Source organism: Acinetobacter sp. AR_0276, assembly GCF_003000705.1.
Taxonomy (GTDB): Bacteria; Pseudomonadota; Gammaproteobacteria; order Pseudomonadales; family Moraxellaceae; genus Acinetobacter; species Acinetobacter nosocomialis.
Map to the genome: position 1 here is coordinate 1,173,505 of NZ_PSQO01000004.1, position 16,029 is coordinate 1,189,533.

Here is a 16,029-nt window from a genome sequence, read left to right on the forward strand (position 1 = left end):
TTAACCACTATTATTCGAATTTTCTTTTATATTAGTTAAGCAAATATTCTAAAACAATGTCATGTTCAGCCATTTACCTTGATCATTTCGGCAATTTAACATGTAAAAAGTGCTTTTACACTGTTGTAAATCGCCAATTTATTTTTTTAGACGGTCATTTAGGTCAATTTAAAGTGAACATCAAAGAGACTGAAGGATTCAATATGAGTCGCGATACGATTAGCATCCACTTCGTGAATGCGGCTTTGACAGGCGTAAAACGCCTTGGCATGGATGTCGAGACGTTACTTTCACATGTGGGTATCGAAGCGGAACTATTACGTCAACCTAAAGCTCGAATCTCACCAGAACAATATACCCGTTTTATAAAAATGTTATGGATGGTCACACAAGATGAACACGTCGGCTTTGATGTACAGCCGCGTCGTTTGGGCACTTTTGCCATTATGTGTCAGTTGATTATTCATGCAAAAACCTTGGGCCAAGCCCTTGAACTCTCATCTCAGTTTTATAAATTATTTGGTGATGAATGGTCGGTAACGCTAGAGCGTGACAAACACGAAGCACGTTTAGTACCTCTCATTCCAAAAACATTAGATCCAGATCATTTCATTACTGAAAGTATGCTCATGATTTGGCATGGTTTGGCATCTTGGCTGATTGAACGCCGCTTACCATTAGAACGTGTTCATTTTAGCTATCCGCGCCCTGCACATGCAGATGAATATGATGCTTTATTCTTTGCGCCAGTTATGCAGTTTGATGCACCACGTACTGAAATAACCTTTGCAGCTGATTATCTTGATTTACCAATCCGTCAAGATGAAAAAACGCTAGAAGAGTTCTTGAAAGCAGCCCCTGCTCAGCTTTTAGTAAAATTCAAGAACACCAACTCGCTGACTTCTCGTATTCGTGACGTACTCAAGAGTCAAATTGGTGAAGAAATGCCAACGCTTAACGACGTTGCATCAATGCTGTATTTATCTCCGCAAACTTTACGCCGCCGCTTAGCTGCTGAAGGTAAAAGCTATCAAGGCGTAAAAGACGCTCTACGTCGAGATGCTGCGATTCACTTATTGCTCAACCCTGAATTAACACTTGAAGATGTTGCTCAACAGGTAGGCTTTAGTGAAACCAGTACATTCCACCGTGCATTTAAAAAGTGGACTGGTGTAACTCCTGGCTTATATCGCCAACTACATGGTTACCACTAATTCTTAAATCTCTTTATATTCACATCTAGCCCAAGTTCAACTTGGGCTTTTTTATATCTCTATTGGCAAAAATCATCACCTGACTGGTGCGCTTATCGTCATTGCGCTCGCTATTAAAACCAGTACACTCAAAGCACAAATAAATTTTAAGCAATAAAAAAGGAACTGTTATGAGCGAGGCTTATATTATTGATGCCATTCGCACACCACGCGGAAAAGGAAAAAAAGACGGCTCTCTTTATGAAGTAAAACCAATATCATTACTCACCACCCTATTAAACGAATTGCAACAGCGCCATCAGCTTGATACATCTAAAGTGGACGATATTGTTCTGGGCTGCGTAACACCAATTGGCGATCAAGGTGGGGACATTGCCAAAACCGCAGCAATTGCCGCAGGCTGGAATGATGATGTTGCTGGCGTACAAATTAACCGCTTTTGTGCTTCAGGTTTAGAAGCCGTCAACATGGCAGCAATGAAAGTCCGCTCTGGTTGGGAAGATTTAGTGGTTGCTGGTGGTGTTGAATCAATGTCGCGTATTCCAATGGGTTCTGATGGCGGACCATGGGCGTTAGATCCAGAAACCAACCTTAAATCATCTTTTGTTCCACAAGGTATCGGAGCTGATCTTATCGCAACCTTAGACGGCTATAGCCGTGAAGATGTTGATAATTTTGCGGTAAAGTCGCAACAAAAAGCAGCGGCAGCTCAAGCAAATGGTTATTTCAATCAATCAGTTGTGCCAGTCAAAGATCATTCAGGTGTGATAATTTTAGAGAAAGATGAATTTATTAAAGGCCATACCACACTAGAAGGTCTTGCAAAGCTCAACCCAAGTTTTGAAATGATGGGGCAAATGGGCTTTGATGCAGTCGCTTTACAAAAATATCCAGAAGCACAAAAAATCAATCATGTTCATCACGCAGGTAACTCATCAGGTATTGTCGATGGAGCAGCTGTAGTTTTATTAGCTTCAGAAAAAGCAGTCAAAGAACAAAATTTAAAACCACGCGCTAAAGTTTTGGCGACTGCATTAGTTGGTACTGACCCAACCATTATGCTGACTGGCCCTGCGCCAGCCGCACGTAAAGCCTTGGAAAAAGCTGGTTTAACAATTGATGATATTGACCTATTTGAAGTCAACGAAGCATTTGCAGCTGTCGTGATGCGTTTTATTAATGAGCTCAATGTCCCTGCTGAGAAAGTCAATGTAAATGGCGGTGCAATTGCTTTAGGACATCCTTTAGGCGCAACTGGTGCCATGATTTTAGGCACCCTACTTGATGAGCTTGAACGACAAGATAAAAAGCGCGGTTTAGCGACGCTCTGTGTTGGCGGTGGTATGGGTATTGCGACCATTATTGAACGTATATAAAAATTTAGGGATAGATAAAGATGAGTGCAATTCAATACGAAAAAAATGCCGACAATATTGTCATTTTAACGCTTGATTCAACTGGACAATCTGCAAACACCATGAATGCTGAGTTTCGTGACTCGCTTGATGAGGTCACTCAGAAACTTAAAGCAGAAACAGAACTTTCAGGCATTATTTTCCGTTCGGCTAAAAAAACGTTCTTTGCAGGCGGCGACCTAGATGAGCTAATTCAAGTTCAACCTGAGCATGCAACTGACTTTTTCAATATGGTTGAGAAGTTAAAAGGTCATTTACGTACAATTGAAACGCTTGGTATTCCAGTTGTTGCAGCATTGAATGGAACGGCACTGGGCGGTGGATGGGAAATAGCTTTAAGTTGCCATCACCGTATTGCAATCAATGATCCGAAAAGCAAATTTGGCCTACCAGAAGTTACTTTAGGTTTACTTCCGGGTGGCGGTGGGATTGTACGTATGGTACGTCTGCTTGGCCTTCAAAATGCATTTCCATTTTTAATGGAAGGTAAGCAGTTCGGTGTCGATAAAGCAAAATCTTTAGGCTTAATTCATGACACAGCTGAAAGTGAGCAAGAGCTTTTAGATAAAGCAATTACATGGGTTAAGGCAAATCCGAAATCTCAACAGCCTTTTGATGTGAAGGGTTATAAAATTCCGGGTGGCGATCCAAAAACTCCGGCAGTTGCACAAGTTCTTGCCATTGCACCAGCCATGTTAAAAGACAAAACCAAGGGCTGCTACCCTGCTCCTGAAGCGATTATGGCTGCCGCAGTGGAAGGCGCTCAAGTTGATGTTGATACGGCGTTGCGCATCGAGTCTCGCTATTTTACCCAACTAGCAACAGGCCAAATTTCTAAAAATATGATTGGCACGTTCTGGCATGGCCTAAATGCAATTAAGTCTGGTGCAAGCCGCCCTGCCGATGTTGCCAAATGGCAAGCGACTAAAGTTGGTGTGTTAGGTGCGGGCATGATGGGTGCCGGTATTGCCTACGCCACTGCAATTAAAGGCATTCCGGTTGTACTTAAAGATGTATCTGTTGAAAATGCAGAGAAAGGCAAAGCATATTCTCAGAAATTGCTAGATAAACGTGTTTCACAAGGCCGCATGACGGCAGAAAAACGTGACCAGATTTTATCGCTCATTACAGCTACAGCTTCTGCTGAAGACTTACAAGGTTGTGATTTAATTATTGAAGCGGTATTTGAAAATCAAGAACTCAAAGCGAAAGTCACTCAAGAAGCCGAACAATATTTGGTGCCTAACGGCGTAATGGCATCAAATACATCGACCCTGCCAATTACAGGTTTAGCTCAAGCAAGCAAGGATGATAAAGCGTTTATTGGTCTGCATTTCTTTAGTCCTGTCGACAAAATGCAGTTGGTTGAGATTATTAAAGGTAAAAACACCTCGGCAGAGGCACTTGCGAAAGCCTATGACTTTGTACAGCAAATTGGAAAAATACCAATTGTTGTCAATGATAGCCGCGGCTTCTTTACCAGTCGTGTGTTTGGTACTTTTATTCAAGAAGGTATGCGCTTGCTTGCAGAAGGTGTCCACCCAGCACGTATTGAAATGGCAGCACTGAAAGCAGGCATGCCTGTGGGGCCACTTGCGATTCAAGATGAAGTGTCTTTAACTTTGACCGAGCATGTTGCCAGTGAAGCACGTAAAGCACTGCAAGCCGAAGGCAAAGAGTTACCAAAAACACCGGTAGATGAAGTAATTCATACCATGATTCATGAGTTAAACCGTAAAGGTAAAGCTGCTGGCGCAGGTTTTTATGATTATCCTGAAAATGGTAAAAAGCACCTATGGGAAGGCTTAAACCGCTGGCAGAAAGATCACGATATTTCTGAGCAGGATATGATAGATCGCATTTTGTTTGTACAAGCCTTAGATACCTTACGTTGTTACGAAGAAGGTGTGTTGAAGTCGGTTATTGATGCCAATGTCGGTTCTATTTTTGGAATTGGTTATGCCCCTTGGACTGGCGGAGCGATTCAATTCCTAAATCAGTATGGTATTGATAAAGCAGAGAAACGTGCTGAAGAGTTGGCTGCCAAATATGGTGAGCGCTTCACGCCCCCAGCGTTACTCAAAACCAAAGCTGAGCAGAAACAAAATATTCAATAATTTAAATCTATTAAATATTTAAAAACTGCATAAACCTTACCCATATAAATATATTTTATTTATATGGGTTTTTCTTTATGACCTTTAAGATTTCAGCCTACTGCCTAAATATGCTATAAATAGATTTCATTTTTGTGCTTCTACAGCACATTCGAGAAATCCTTATGTCCGATAAAAATTCTTCCGAGTCAGCAGTTTTAGGCTGGAAATTTGTTCTGATCGTTGGTGTTTTAAGTGCGATTTTCCTTGGCTTTTTCTATTTAGCAATGAGTAATGAACCTGACTATATGCCAGGTGCTCAGCGCAAAGCTCAACAGCACGAAATGCAACAAAAAGTTGAAAAATCGACAGATCAACAAAGTCAGCATGACAACATGCCTGAAATGGACATGCAAGAACATCAGCATTCACATCAGTAATCAGATATTTTTCAAATGACAGATTTTTCCCGCAACGCACTGGTTGTAGAAGGTGGAGGCATGCGTGGTGCCTTTACCAGTGGTGTACTTGATGCTTTTCTACAACAACAGTTCAATCCTTTTGACTTATACGTTGGTGTATCTTCTGGTTCGACCAATGTGGCTAACTACTTAGCAGGCCAACAGGGCCGCACCTTAACCTTCTATATTGATCATTCACTACGTCCCGAATTTATCGATTATAAGCGCTTCTTTAAAGGTGGCGATTTACTTGATTTAAAATGGATGTGGGAAATTGGTGAAAAAGAACATCCACTTGATCAACAGAGCCTTTTTGCCAAAAATCCAGATTTTTATATGGTGTTGACGCATGCTAAAACAGGTCATGCCGAATATCTTCGTGCTGGTAAAGATAATCTGTTAAATGCACTGCGTGCTTCTAGCTCAATTCCGGTTTTAACTCGTCATCCCGTCAATATTATGGGTGAACCCTACTTTGATGGCGGCGTTGCAGATGCTCTACCTGTTCGCTGGACGGCTCAGCAAAGTGGTGTCAAAAAGCTATTAGTTTTACGAACTCGCCCGAAGAACTACTTTAAAGCAAGTAGTCGAGGCGACCAATTCCTTGCGAAATATGCTTTTAAACACCATTACGGTTTTGCAAATAGCTTGCGTAACCGCTGTGCCCGTTATAATGCTTCAGTTGAATTTGTTCGTAGCAGTAACCCTGAACAGCAAATTTTAGAGGTATGTCCACCGCCTCTTAAAAATATGGCAGGTCGTTTAACGACAAATCCGAAAAAGCTTCGTTACAGTTATGAAGTTGGTTTGGAAACAGGCTTACAAGCCATCGAAAGTTGGAATGCGATGAAGTAATTCAAAGTTGAGATTTCTAAAAAGGAATCTCAACTTAACGCTAAAGTCATATCAATATGTGGAATACCACAATCTTGGTAAACCTCACCCTGCACTTTAAAACCTAGGGCTTCATAAAAAGCTGTCACATAAGTTTGCGCGGAAAGCTTTAAATAAGGCAATTTTTGATTACGCGCATAGTCAATAATATGCTGCATTAAAATTTTACCTATACCCTGCTTTCGATAAGGCATTAAAACAGCAACACGTCCTACACTATGCTGCGGTAACAAGCGTGCTGTAGCGATAGGCTGCTCTTTGTCATACACCATAAAGTGCACAGCAGTGGCATCAAAATCATCCCACTCGTCTTCGGGTGCAATACCTTGCTCTTGAATAAAAACTTGTTCACGGATGTATTTGGCGTCCTTCTCAAGCTGTTTCCAATCACCCGCTATAATTTTATACATCCACTCACCTTCCTAGCATTTGCAACCAATATTTTCGATTGGTAACTGATCTTGTAACAACAATTCCAAGGTCTGTTTTTTAATCCCGTACATTTCTTTCAATGCTTGAATTTGAGCCATAATCTTTGCATCAGGTTGAGAAACGTTTTTGCGTTTTGTTGCCAAAATCATTTTATTTTTGCTGGTATGTTCAAGCGATACAAACTCAAAAACTTTAGTTTCATAGCCATAAGCTTTTAAAAGTAAAGCACGTAATGTATCAGTCAACATCTCGGCTTGTTGCCCCGCATGAATACCAAACTGTAGCATGGGTTGTAAAACTTCAGGGCTATGTAGTTGTGGACGTAATTCTTTGTGACAGCACGGTGCGCACATAATCATTGAAGCATTCAAACGAATTCCAGTATGAATGGCAAAATCAGTCGCGATATCACACGCATGTAAAGCAATCATAACGTCCAGCTTTTCCGGCTGATAACTACGAACGTCACCTTCGAAAAAGTCTAAGTGGTTAAAATCTACTTTTTCGGCTACATTCTGGCAAAACTCCACCAAGTTACGGCGCAGCTCTACACCAGTAATCAGCGGTATCTTTTGTTGTTCTTGTAAATAATCATATAAGGCAAAAGTTAAATAACCTTTTCCTGAACCAAAATCGACGATGCTTATCTCTTTTTGCTCAGCATCAATCTGCTCATATGCGCTCGCAAAAATTTCGATAAATTTATTAATCTGCTTCCATTTACGAGCCATACTTGGAATGATTTGAGCTTTTTCATCGGTAATGCCAAGCTCTTTTAAAAATGCACTACCTTGCTGTACATAACGGTGTTTTTCACGATCATGCGCTTGTACAGTTGGAGCGGTAGTCACTCTTTGCTTTTTACCCATATTAAGCATGGCTTTTTTCTTATTTTTTTTAAGCTGAATTTCTTGCAGAGTTGAAAATAAATTGGCTTGTTTGCATTGAACAATCAGTGTTGCGATCTGTTCTAAACCCTCTTCAAAGGTATAGTTTTTAGTCACATCTTGAGTAGCATAATGATATAAAGCTGAAAGCTGTTTTTTCCCATTTAACTCCACAATACGGAAAGTAATTTTTTCTAGCTGTACCACCTCTCCTTTATATTGGCTCAAAATCAAACGCTCAAAACTTTGCTCATCAAGCATTTGTTTGATTTCATGAAAGAATTGCTGTTCTTGCTCAAAGGAGAAAACCGACACTGATATACCTAAAGAATGGTGACTCATATAAAGTGAAAGTTTAAAGGGTATAGGATTAAAAATAAAATAACTTTACGACTGTTTTGTATTTCTATACATTTGTATTTTTAATCAAAAAAATAAACTTATGAGCAAATCGGTGTTAGAAACTTACGATCCTAAAGAAGAACTTTTTAATGCCTATAGCCATGGTGCTGGCGTTGTTATGGCCGTGATTGCATCTATCCTTTTAATTATAAAAGGTTCTTATCTTTCCACCGCACAGTGGGTAGGTTTGTGGGTATATTCATTTAGCCTCATTCTCGTTTTTACCAGTTCGACTCTCTATCATTTTGCCCAGACCCAAAACTTACGTTACTGGTATAAGAAACTCGACCACACTGCTATTTATTATTTAATTGCTGGGACATATACCCCGTTCTTGAGTATTGCGATACCTACACAAAAAGCTCATATTCTGCTTATTGCACTCTGGAGCATTGCTGCAATTGGTACACTTTTCAAGTTAGTTTTTATTCATCGTTTTCAGAAAATCTCTTTGCTCGCTTATGTTCTTATGGGGTGGCTTGCCGTTTTTGTAATGGATGATATGCGTACCTATTTAAGTAAAGACGCTTTGATGTTATTGATTACTGGAGGTTTAGCTTACACCGTTGGAGCATTGTTTTACGCGTTAAAAAAGGTAAGATATACCCATGCGATATGGCATATTTTTGTACTTTTAGGTGCAGGTGCACACTTTCTTGCAATCTATTGGTACGTTGTTTAATCCATTTTTCACTCATATTCAGTGATCCTGAAAGAGTCATGGAAGATGTTCTTTCACACTATTCTTTGAAGAAAAATATGCCTTTAAAGAGAATAGTAAACTAAAAATAAATTTTAACTGATATAAGGACTTATATGGAGTCAACCTCTGCGACAGCTGCTCCTGTAGTAGCCACCAATTCAAAAACACGGGTTTTGTTTGCAAGCTTAGTCGGTACAACCATTGAGTTCTTCGACTTTTATATCTATGCAACTGCTGCCGTGATTATCTTTCCACATCTGTTTTTCCCTGCTAGCAGTGGCAGTGCCGCAGTATTACAGTCTCTAGCAACCTTTGCGATTGCCTTTATTGCCCGCCCTATTGGTGCAGCGCTATTTGGCCATTTAGGAGATCGTATTGGACGTAAAGCAACCCTAGTGGCAGCATTACTCACTATGGGTATATCAACGGTATGTATTGGCTTACTTCCGACTTATGCTCAAATCGGGATTGTGGCTCCATTACTATTAGCAGTTTGCCGTCTAGGACAAGGTTTAGGTCTAGGAGGCGAATGGAGTGGTGCTGTACTACTTGCAACTGAAAATGCTCCAGAAGGTAAGCGTGCATGGTATGGCATGTTCCCACAGCTTGGCGCACCTATTGGTTTTATTTTAGCAACGGGTTCATTCTTACTTTTAAGTGCAGCTATTCCTGAACAAGCATTCATGCAATGGGGCTGGCGTATTCCATTTATTGCCAGTGCAATTTTGGTTATTGTTGGTTTATATATCCGTTTAAAACTCCATGAAACTCCAGCTTTCCAGAAAGTTTTAGATAAGCAAAAAGAAGTTAATATTCCATTTAAAGAAGTTGTCACGAAACACACTGGAAAGCTTATTCTCGGCACAATTGCCGCAATTTGTACTTTCGTAGTGTTTTATTTGACCACAGTGTTTGCACTTAACTGGGGAACAACAAAACTGGGATATGCACGTGGTGAGTTTTTAGAACTTCAACTTTTTGCGACACTTTGTTTTGCAGCCTTCATACCTTTATCTGCTATTTTTGCAGAAAAATTTGGACGTAAAGCAACTTCAGTTGGTGTATGTATCGCTGCAGCGATCTTCGGATTATTCTTCTCTAGCATGTTAGAGTCTGGAAATACTCTTATCGTTTTTCTTTTCTTATGCACTGGCCTATCAATTATGGGTTTGACCTATGGCCCGATTGGTACGGTTCTTTCTGAGATTTTCCCAACTTCAGTTCGTTATACAGGTTCAGCATTAACCTTTAACTTAGCTGGTATTTTTGGTGCATCGTTTGCGCCATTAATTGCCACAAAACTTGCTGAAACTTATGGTTTGTATGCTGTAGGTTATTATCTTACAGCGGCCTCACTTTTATCATTAGTTGCCTTTTTACTTATTCGTGAAACCAAGAATGAAGATGTGAATAATCAGATTTAAGTATTTTCAAACACCCTAATATAAAAAAGCCGGTTCAAAATTGACCGGCTTTTTTTGTATATGAAAATTAATTCATTGATGCAGGGTTTGCTGGTGCAACACTGTTTGTCGCTGCAGGAGCAGTTACATTACTTGCTGCTACAGCTGCTGCACCCGCAACTGCTGCTTCACCAATTAAAGCAATTTTTGCTTTTTCTTGGCTTTTTGCAGATAGAGCTGGGTTAGTTGCCACAATACGATTAATGTTTGCAGAGTTTGCTGGAGCAATCGCAGCAGTTTGTAAAATGATTGGGCGATTACCTGTGTTACCCAATGTATAACGAATACCTGTACGAGGACTAATTACCGTCGTATTTTCTTGTTTCACTACAGCTTGAGCCGAAGTTGGGCCTTTTGCCGCAAGAACCTTATCAACCGTTGTGGTTTGAGGTGCTGAAGCTGTTTCTGCTGCGAAAACAAAACTTGGTACAGCAAGAACAGTTAAAAATAAAGGTTGTAATACTTTTTTCATTGTCTTTCCAACATACACTCTGGATGAGAAGTAAATAGCATTTAATACTTAAAACTGCAAACATTATTCACAGGCTTACTACAAATGAAAAAAAAGCAGAACGATTGTTCTGCTTTTTTTATCACGAAAATTAAATTTTACCGTGACACTGTTTATATTTTAAACCAGAACCACATGGACATGGTGCATTACGACTTTCTGGTACTGGGAACATTTGTTGTTCACCAGCCAGCTCATTGAGTGCTTCTTGAGAGGCAGTCACTTCACCTGTTAAGCCATCTACATCGTCATGTTCAAAAGAAAGCTTCATCGACTCAGCTTGTTGCTGCTGTTGAGCTTCCATTTCTGCAAGTTCTTCTGGTGTTGGAATATGTACACGAGACAAATCAGTCACAACATCAGTTTTAATGACGCCTAACATGTTCACAAACAGGTTAAACGCTTCTTTTTTGTATTCCTGCTCCGGGTTCTTTTGCGCGTAGCCACGTAAGTGAATACCTTGGCGCAAATAATCCATTGCAGCTAAATGATCTTTCCAGTGGCGATCAAGAGAGTTTAGAACAAAGTGACGCTCAAGCATTGCTGCTGACTCATCACCCATTTGCGCACGGCGTTGACGATAACGTTCGAGCACTTCGTCACTAATACGCTCAACCAGACCCTCTTCATCAAGACGGCGGTCTTGTTCTAACCATTCCTGAACCGGAAGTTCAATACCTAAATCAATACGTAAAGCATTTTCTAAACCTTCAATATCCCATTGGTCATGAATTGACTCAGGTGGAATAAAGTTGGCAATCATGGCTTGCATGACTTCACGATGCATCTCTTCAACGTAATCTTGTAAAGTATTTTCAGCTAACACTTCATCACGTTGTGAATAAATGATCTTACGTTGTTCATTATTCACATCATCGTATTTCAATAAGTTCTTACGAATATCGAAGTTACGTGCTTCAACTTTACGCTGAGCATTTTCGATAGAGCGACTTACCATTTTGTGTTCAATCGCTTCATTTTCTTGTAAGCCCATTGCACGCATCATGGCAACAACACGGTCACCTGCGAAAATACGCATGAGGTCATCTTCAAGAGATAAATAGAAGCGAGAAACACCAGGGTCACCTTGACGACCCGCACGACCACGCAGCTGATTGTCAATACGACGTGATTCATGGCGTTCAGAACCAATAATGTGCAAACCACCTGCTTGCAATACATCTTCGTGGTCCTGCTCCCACTGTGCTTTCAGACGTGCTTCATCTTCTGCTGTTGGGTTTTCAAGCTTGGCAAGCTTCGCTTTCCAATTACCACCCAAGATAATATCTGTACCACGACCAGCCATGTTGGTTGCAATTGTTACTGCATTCGGGCTACCCGCCTGAGCAATAATGTCTGCTTCACGTTCGTGCTGTTTAGCATTCAACACTTCATGGTGAATACCAGCTTGCATCAATTTAGAAGATAGAATTTCACTGGCTTCAATAGTTGCCGTACCAATTAGAATCGGTGCAACACCTTGCTCACGAATATTCATAATTTCTTGAATAATCGCATTATATTTGCCGTTACGGTTTAAATAGATTAAATCGTTTTGGTCATTACGAATCATTGGACGATGTGTCGGAATAATAACAACATCAAGACCATAAATTTCCTTCATTTCCGCAGCTTCAGTATCAGCAGTACCTGTCATACCTGAAAGCTTTTTATAAAGACGGAAATAGTTCTGGAATGTAGTTGTCGCTAAAGTCTGGTTTTCAGGCTGAATTTCCAAACCTTCTTTTGCTTCAACTGCTTGGTGCAGCCCCTCTGACCAACGACGACCTGGCATTGTACGGCCAGTATGCTCATCAACAATGATGACTTCACCATCATGAATAATATAATGAACGTCACGTTGGAATAAGAAATGCGCACGAATAGCTGCAGATACATGGTGAACAAGATTTAGGTTTGTTGCCGAATATAAGCTTTCGCCTTCAGCCAACAAGCCCATTTGAATAAGTTCTTGCTCTACAGTTTCATAACCGATTTCAGTCATTTCAACTGAACGTTGCTTTTCATCAATCCAGAAATGTCCACCATCCGCAACTTTTTCTTCTTTTTGCGGGCGGAGTTTTGGTGGAATTGTATTGATTGCCGTATAGAGATGTGAAGAGTCTTCACTTTGACCAGAAATAATTAATGGGGTACGTGCTTCATCAATTAAGATTGAGTCAACTTCATCGATAATGGCATAGTGCAAACCACGTTGTTTCTTTTCTGCTAAAGAAAACACCATGTTGTCACGTAAGTAGTCAAAACCAAATTCGTTATTGGTACCATAAGTAATGTCAGCAAGATAAGCCGCTGCTTTTTCTGACGGTTCTTGCATTGAATAAATTGTACCAATGCTTAAACCTAAAAACTCAAATAATGGACGGTTTAACTCAGCGTCACGCTGTGCCAAGTAATCGTTCACGGTAATCACATGAACGCCTTCGCCACTTAATGCGTTTAGGTAACACGCCAAAGTACCCATAAGGGTTTTACCTTCACCGGTACGCATTTCGGCAATTTTGCCTTCGTGGAGAGTAATACCACCAATCAATTGTACATCGTAGTGACGCATGCCCATCACACGTTTTGCTGCCTCACGACAAACTGCAAACGCTTCAGGGAGTAACTTATCTAAACTTTCGCCATTGTTATAACGTTGTTTGAATTCTGGAGTTTTTGCAGATAAGTCTGCATCGCTTAAAGCTGATATCGTCGGCTCGAGCGCATTGATTTGCTCAACAATTTTGCGCATGCGTTTGAGTTCACGCTCATTTTTTGTACCGAAGATACCTCCGATCAGACTTGCCAACATGGATAAACTCTCTAAATCTTGCTTGGTCAAATGAATAAATTTTTTCTCAGTCGTTTATTATGGTGTCAGAAATTTGAAGTACAAGGGGTTTGCACAAAACCCATAAAAAAAATCTGATAGTTAGATAAACGGTTTTACCCTTTATCTAAGCCCCTTTAATGCATCTGGCACCTAAAACTCAACATTAACGCTTATCTATTGAACACAACTTCCGAGAAATCTAATTTAGCAAATTTATCTTAAAGTTACATTGATTCAGGCCATAAATTAACGAGTTTTAGTCATATATATTTACACTTATATAAAAAGTTCATAATAAAATACAAAAACAATAATTTTAATAATAAATAAATTGCGGCATAGTCATTTCAACATATAACAAATTTTAAGCAACTGAGGAAAGATCATGACATTGCGATTAGGAGACACTGCCCCTGATTTTCAACAAGAATCAAGCGAAGGCACAATTAATTTTTATGATTTTTTAGGTAATAGTTGGGGTATTTTATTTTCACACCCTGCCGACTATACGCCAGTATGTACAACTGAATTGGGTTATACAGCAAAACTAAAAGATGAATTTGAAAAACGTAATGTTAAAGCGATTGCCCTATCTGTAGATGACGTTGAGTCGCATAAAGGCTGGATTAATGACATTAATGAAACTCAAAATACTACAGTTAATTTTCCAATTATTGCCGACAAAGATCGCAAAGTATCTGAGCTCTATGGTTTTATTCATCCAAATGCTAGCGAAACGCTTACAGTTCGCTCTTTAGTCATTATTGATCCGAACAAAAAAGTTCGTTTAATTATTACTTACCCTGCTTCGACTGGTCGTAACTTTAACGAAGTCTTACGTGTAGTAGATTCATTACAATTAACTGACAAGCATAAAGTAGCTACTCCAGCGAACTGGCAACAAGGCGAGGATGTTGTGATTGTTCCTTCTTTGAAAGATGAAGAAGAAATTAAACAACGTTTCCCTAAAGGCTATACTGCGGTGAAACCTTATTTGCGCCTCACACCACAGCCTGAAAGTGATAAAGCCGAATAAAGGCTTTATCACTTGCAAGACAAACGCAGTGCGTAGGCAAGCATCTGAAAGGTTCCCTGCAAAACAAGCGCGTAGACAGGCATTTGAAAAGTAGCCTAAAAAAAACAATAAAGCACGTAATCAATAATGAGAAAAAGCAAAGAAAACTAACTAAAGCTCATAAACGAATGTTTCCATCTCCAAGCCATCTCATCCGATGGCTTTTTTTTGCATTATTGAATACACATGGTTTTTACTGTCAAGATCAGTTATAACTCCCAAGGAGTTTGTGCAAAAAACAAAAATCATGATCCATAAAATTCATCATTTGAAATGCGGCAGTATGTGTCCTGTCTGCGCACCTTTATTTGGGCAGAAAGGCTGGAAAGCTGAGGTTGTATGCCATTGTCTTTTGGTCGAAACTGATCGAGGCCTTGTGCTCATTGATACCGGATTTGGTCTGCAAGACTATTTACACATGCAACAGCGCCTTGGCTCTTTAGTCAAACGTTTAGGGAAAATTGAGCCGAATCTTGAATTCAGTGCGATCCAGCAAATACAAAAATTAGGATTTCATCCTAACGATGTACAACACATCTTTGTGACTCACCTCGACTTTGACCATGCAGGTGGCATTTCGGATTTTCCTCATGCCACAGTTCATGTATTAGCCGCTGAATATAATGCTGCACAATTGCCTAATTTTAAAGGTAAGCTTCGTTATAGAACCAATCAATATAATCATCATCGATACTGGAATTTTGTTGAATATCAGCAGGGTGAAAAATGGTTTAATCTTGAAAAAGTCAAAGGTTTCCCGTTATTCCAAGACGAAATTTTAATGGTGCCATTATTAGGCCATTCCGCAGGACATTGTGGTATTGCCATCAAACAGCAAAATCAGTGGTTATTGTTCTGCGGAGATGCTTACTACTCACACCTAGAGTTAAATCCTAAAAATAAATTAAGATCGCTGACCCTTCTGGAAAAAACATTTGCAGAAGACAATGAAAAGCGTCTTGTTAACCTGAAAAAAATACAGCATTTGGCTCAACATGAGCCAACGATTGAAATTATTTGTGCCCATGATCCTCATGAGCTTCGACGGTATCAAACATGAAAAAACTCTCCCTCATTGCTTTTGTTCTGTGTTTAAACCTACAAGGATGTATGCAACATGAAAGCATTGCACATGAGCATAGACCCAAAGATTGGGGAACTTTAGTTTCTCAAACCCATAATTTCTATCAAGTGAGTAATGATGTTTTTCGTAGCGAACAACCAAATGCAGCAATGATTCCCGAGTTAAAGCACCATCAAATTGGAACTATTATTAATTTAAGAGCTAAAGACTCAGATGAATTAGTATTTAAAAATGAAAATTTTAATCTTGTTCATATTCCTATCGACACATGGGCTATTAACAGACAAGATCTATTAGAAGTCATGCAGCAAATTAAAATTGCCAAACAAAATCACCAACGTGTTTTATTACACTGTTACCATGGTTCAGACCGTACCGGTGCCAGCGTTGCAATGTACCGAATTATTTTTGAAGATTGGACAATTGATGATGCTGTTAAAGAAATGAAACAAGGTGGATATGGTTACCATATTATTTGGAAAAATATTGACCGTTTATTCACCCCTGAAAATGTAAAATGGATTCAACAACAATTGTCGAATCCATCTTAACTAGA

General features: G+C 39.7%; 14 protein-coding genes. 10 read left to right on the top strand and 4 right to left on the bottom strand.

Annotated features, from left to right (window positions below):
- The first annotated feature begins 203 nt into the window (after positions 1-203).
- The 5 genes from CSB87_RS06355 (at position 204) to CSB87_RS06375 (ending at position 6,041) form a co-directional block, all read left to right on the top strand.
- Positions 204-1,214, top strand: coding sequence for an AraC family transcriptional regulator (locus CSB87_RS06355; RefSeq protein ID WP_002051267.1), 1,011 nt, complete (start codon positions 204-206; stop codon positions 1,212-1,214).
- A 170-nt stretch (positions 1,215-1,384) separates the two neighbouring features.
- Positions 1,385-2,590 (top strand): acetyl-CoA C-acetyltransferase, encoded by a 1,206-nt coding sequence (locus CSB87_RS06360; RefSeq protein ID WP_031953308.1) that lies wholly within the window; start codon positions 1,385-1,387, stop codon positions 2,588-2,590.
- A 20-nt stretch (positions 2,591-2,610) separates the two neighbouring features.
- Positions 2,611-4,746, top strand: coding sequence for a 3-hydroxyacyl-CoA dehydrogenase NAD-binding domain-containing protein (locus tag CSB87_RS06365; RefSeq protein ID WP_031953309.1), 2,136 nt, complete (start codon positions 2,611-2,613; stop codon positions 4,744-4,746).
- 164 nt (positions 4,747-4,910) lie between these two features.
- Positions 4,911-5,165, top strand: a complete 255-nt coding sequence (locus CSB87_RS06370) for a hypothetical protein (RefSeq protein WP_002051419.1) — start codon at positions 4,911-4,913, stop codon at positions 5,163-5,165.
- 15 nt (positions 5,166-5,180) lie between these two features.
- Positions 5,181-6,041, top strand: a complete 861-nt coding sequence (locus tag CSB87_RS06375; RefSeq protein ID WP_031959238.1) for a patatin-like phospholipase family protein — start codon at positions 5,181-5,183, stop codon at positions 6,039-6,041.
- 29 nt (positions 6,042-6,070) lie between these two features.
- Here CSB87_RS06375 and CSB87_RS06380 read toward each other — a convergent pair whose 3' ends face one another.
- Positions 6,071-6,490: a GNAT family N-acetyltransferase gene (locus CSB87_RS06380; protein WP_017394133.1), complete on the bottom strand. Its 420-nt coding sequence runs from the start codon at positions 6,488-6,490 to the stop codon at positions 6,071-6,073.
- Positions 6,491-6,502: 12 nt separating this feature from the next.
- Positions 6,503-7,714, bottom strand: a complete 1,212-nt coding sequence (locus CSB87_RS06385) for a class I SAM-dependent methyltransferase (protein WP_031953311.1) — start codon at positions 7,712-7,714, stop codon at positions 6,503-6,505.
- A 127-nt stretch (positions 7,715-7,841) separates the two neighbouring features.
- Between CSB87_RS06385 and trhA the strand changes: the two genes are divergently transcribed.
- Positions 7,842-8,483: a PAQR family membrane homeostasis protein TrhA gene (gene trhA / locus CSB87_RS06390; RefSeq protein WP_006580327.1), complete on the top strand. Its 642-nt coding sequence runs from the start codon at positions 7,842-7,844 to the stop codon at positions 8,481-8,483.
- 134 nt (positions 8,484-8,617) lie between these two features.
- Complete coding sequence (locus tag CSB87_RS06395; RefSeq protein WP_004712018.1) at positions 8,618-9,928, top strand: MFS transporter; 1,311 nt, start codon at positions 8,618-8,620, stop codon at positions 9,926-9,928.
- Positions 9,929-9,995: 67 nt separating this feature from the next.
- Here CSB87_RS06395 and CSB87_RS06400 read toward each other — a convergent pair whose 3' ends face one another.
- Positions 9,996-10,439: a hypothetical protein gene (locus tag CSB87_RS06400; protein WP_002051244.1), complete on the bottom strand. Its 444-nt coding sequence runs from the start codon at positions 10,437-10,439 to the stop codon at positions 9,996-9,998.
- Between the two features lie 130 nt (positions 10,440-10,569).
- Positions 10,570-13,293: a preprotein translocase subunit SecA gene (gene secA, locus CSB87_RS06405; RefSeq protein ID WP_031953312.1), complete on the bottom strand. Its 2,724-nt coding sequence runs from the start codon at positions 13,291-13,293 to the stop codon at positions 10,570-10,572.
- Between the two features lie 406 nt (positions 13,294-13,699).
- Between secA and CSB87_RS06410 the strand changes: the two genes are divergently transcribed.
- From CSB87_RS06410 to CSB87_RS06420, 3 genes are all read left to right on the top strand, one after another.
- Positions 13,700-14,350: a peroxiredoxin gene (locus CSB87_RS06410; RefSeq protein WP_031953313.1), complete on the top strand. Its 651-nt coding sequence runs from the start codon at positions 13,700-13,702 to the stop codon at positions 14,348-14,350.
- 286 nt (positions 14,351-14,636) lie between these two features.
- Positions 14,637-15,449, top strand: a complete 813-nt coding sequence (locus CSB87_RS06415; RefSeq protein WP_212752008.1) for an MBL fold metallo-hydrolase — start codon at positions 14,637-14,639, stop codon at positions 15,447-15,449.
- Positions 15,446-16,024, top strand: coding sequence for a dual specificity protein phosphatase family protein (locus CSB87_RS06420; RefSeq protein ID WP_004885318.1), 579 nt, complete (start codon positions 15,446-15,448; stop codon positions 16,022-16,024). Before CSB87_RS06415 ends, CSB87_RS06420 begins: the two co-directional genes overlap by 4 nt.
- Positions 16,025-16,029 lie beyond the last annotated feature (5 nt).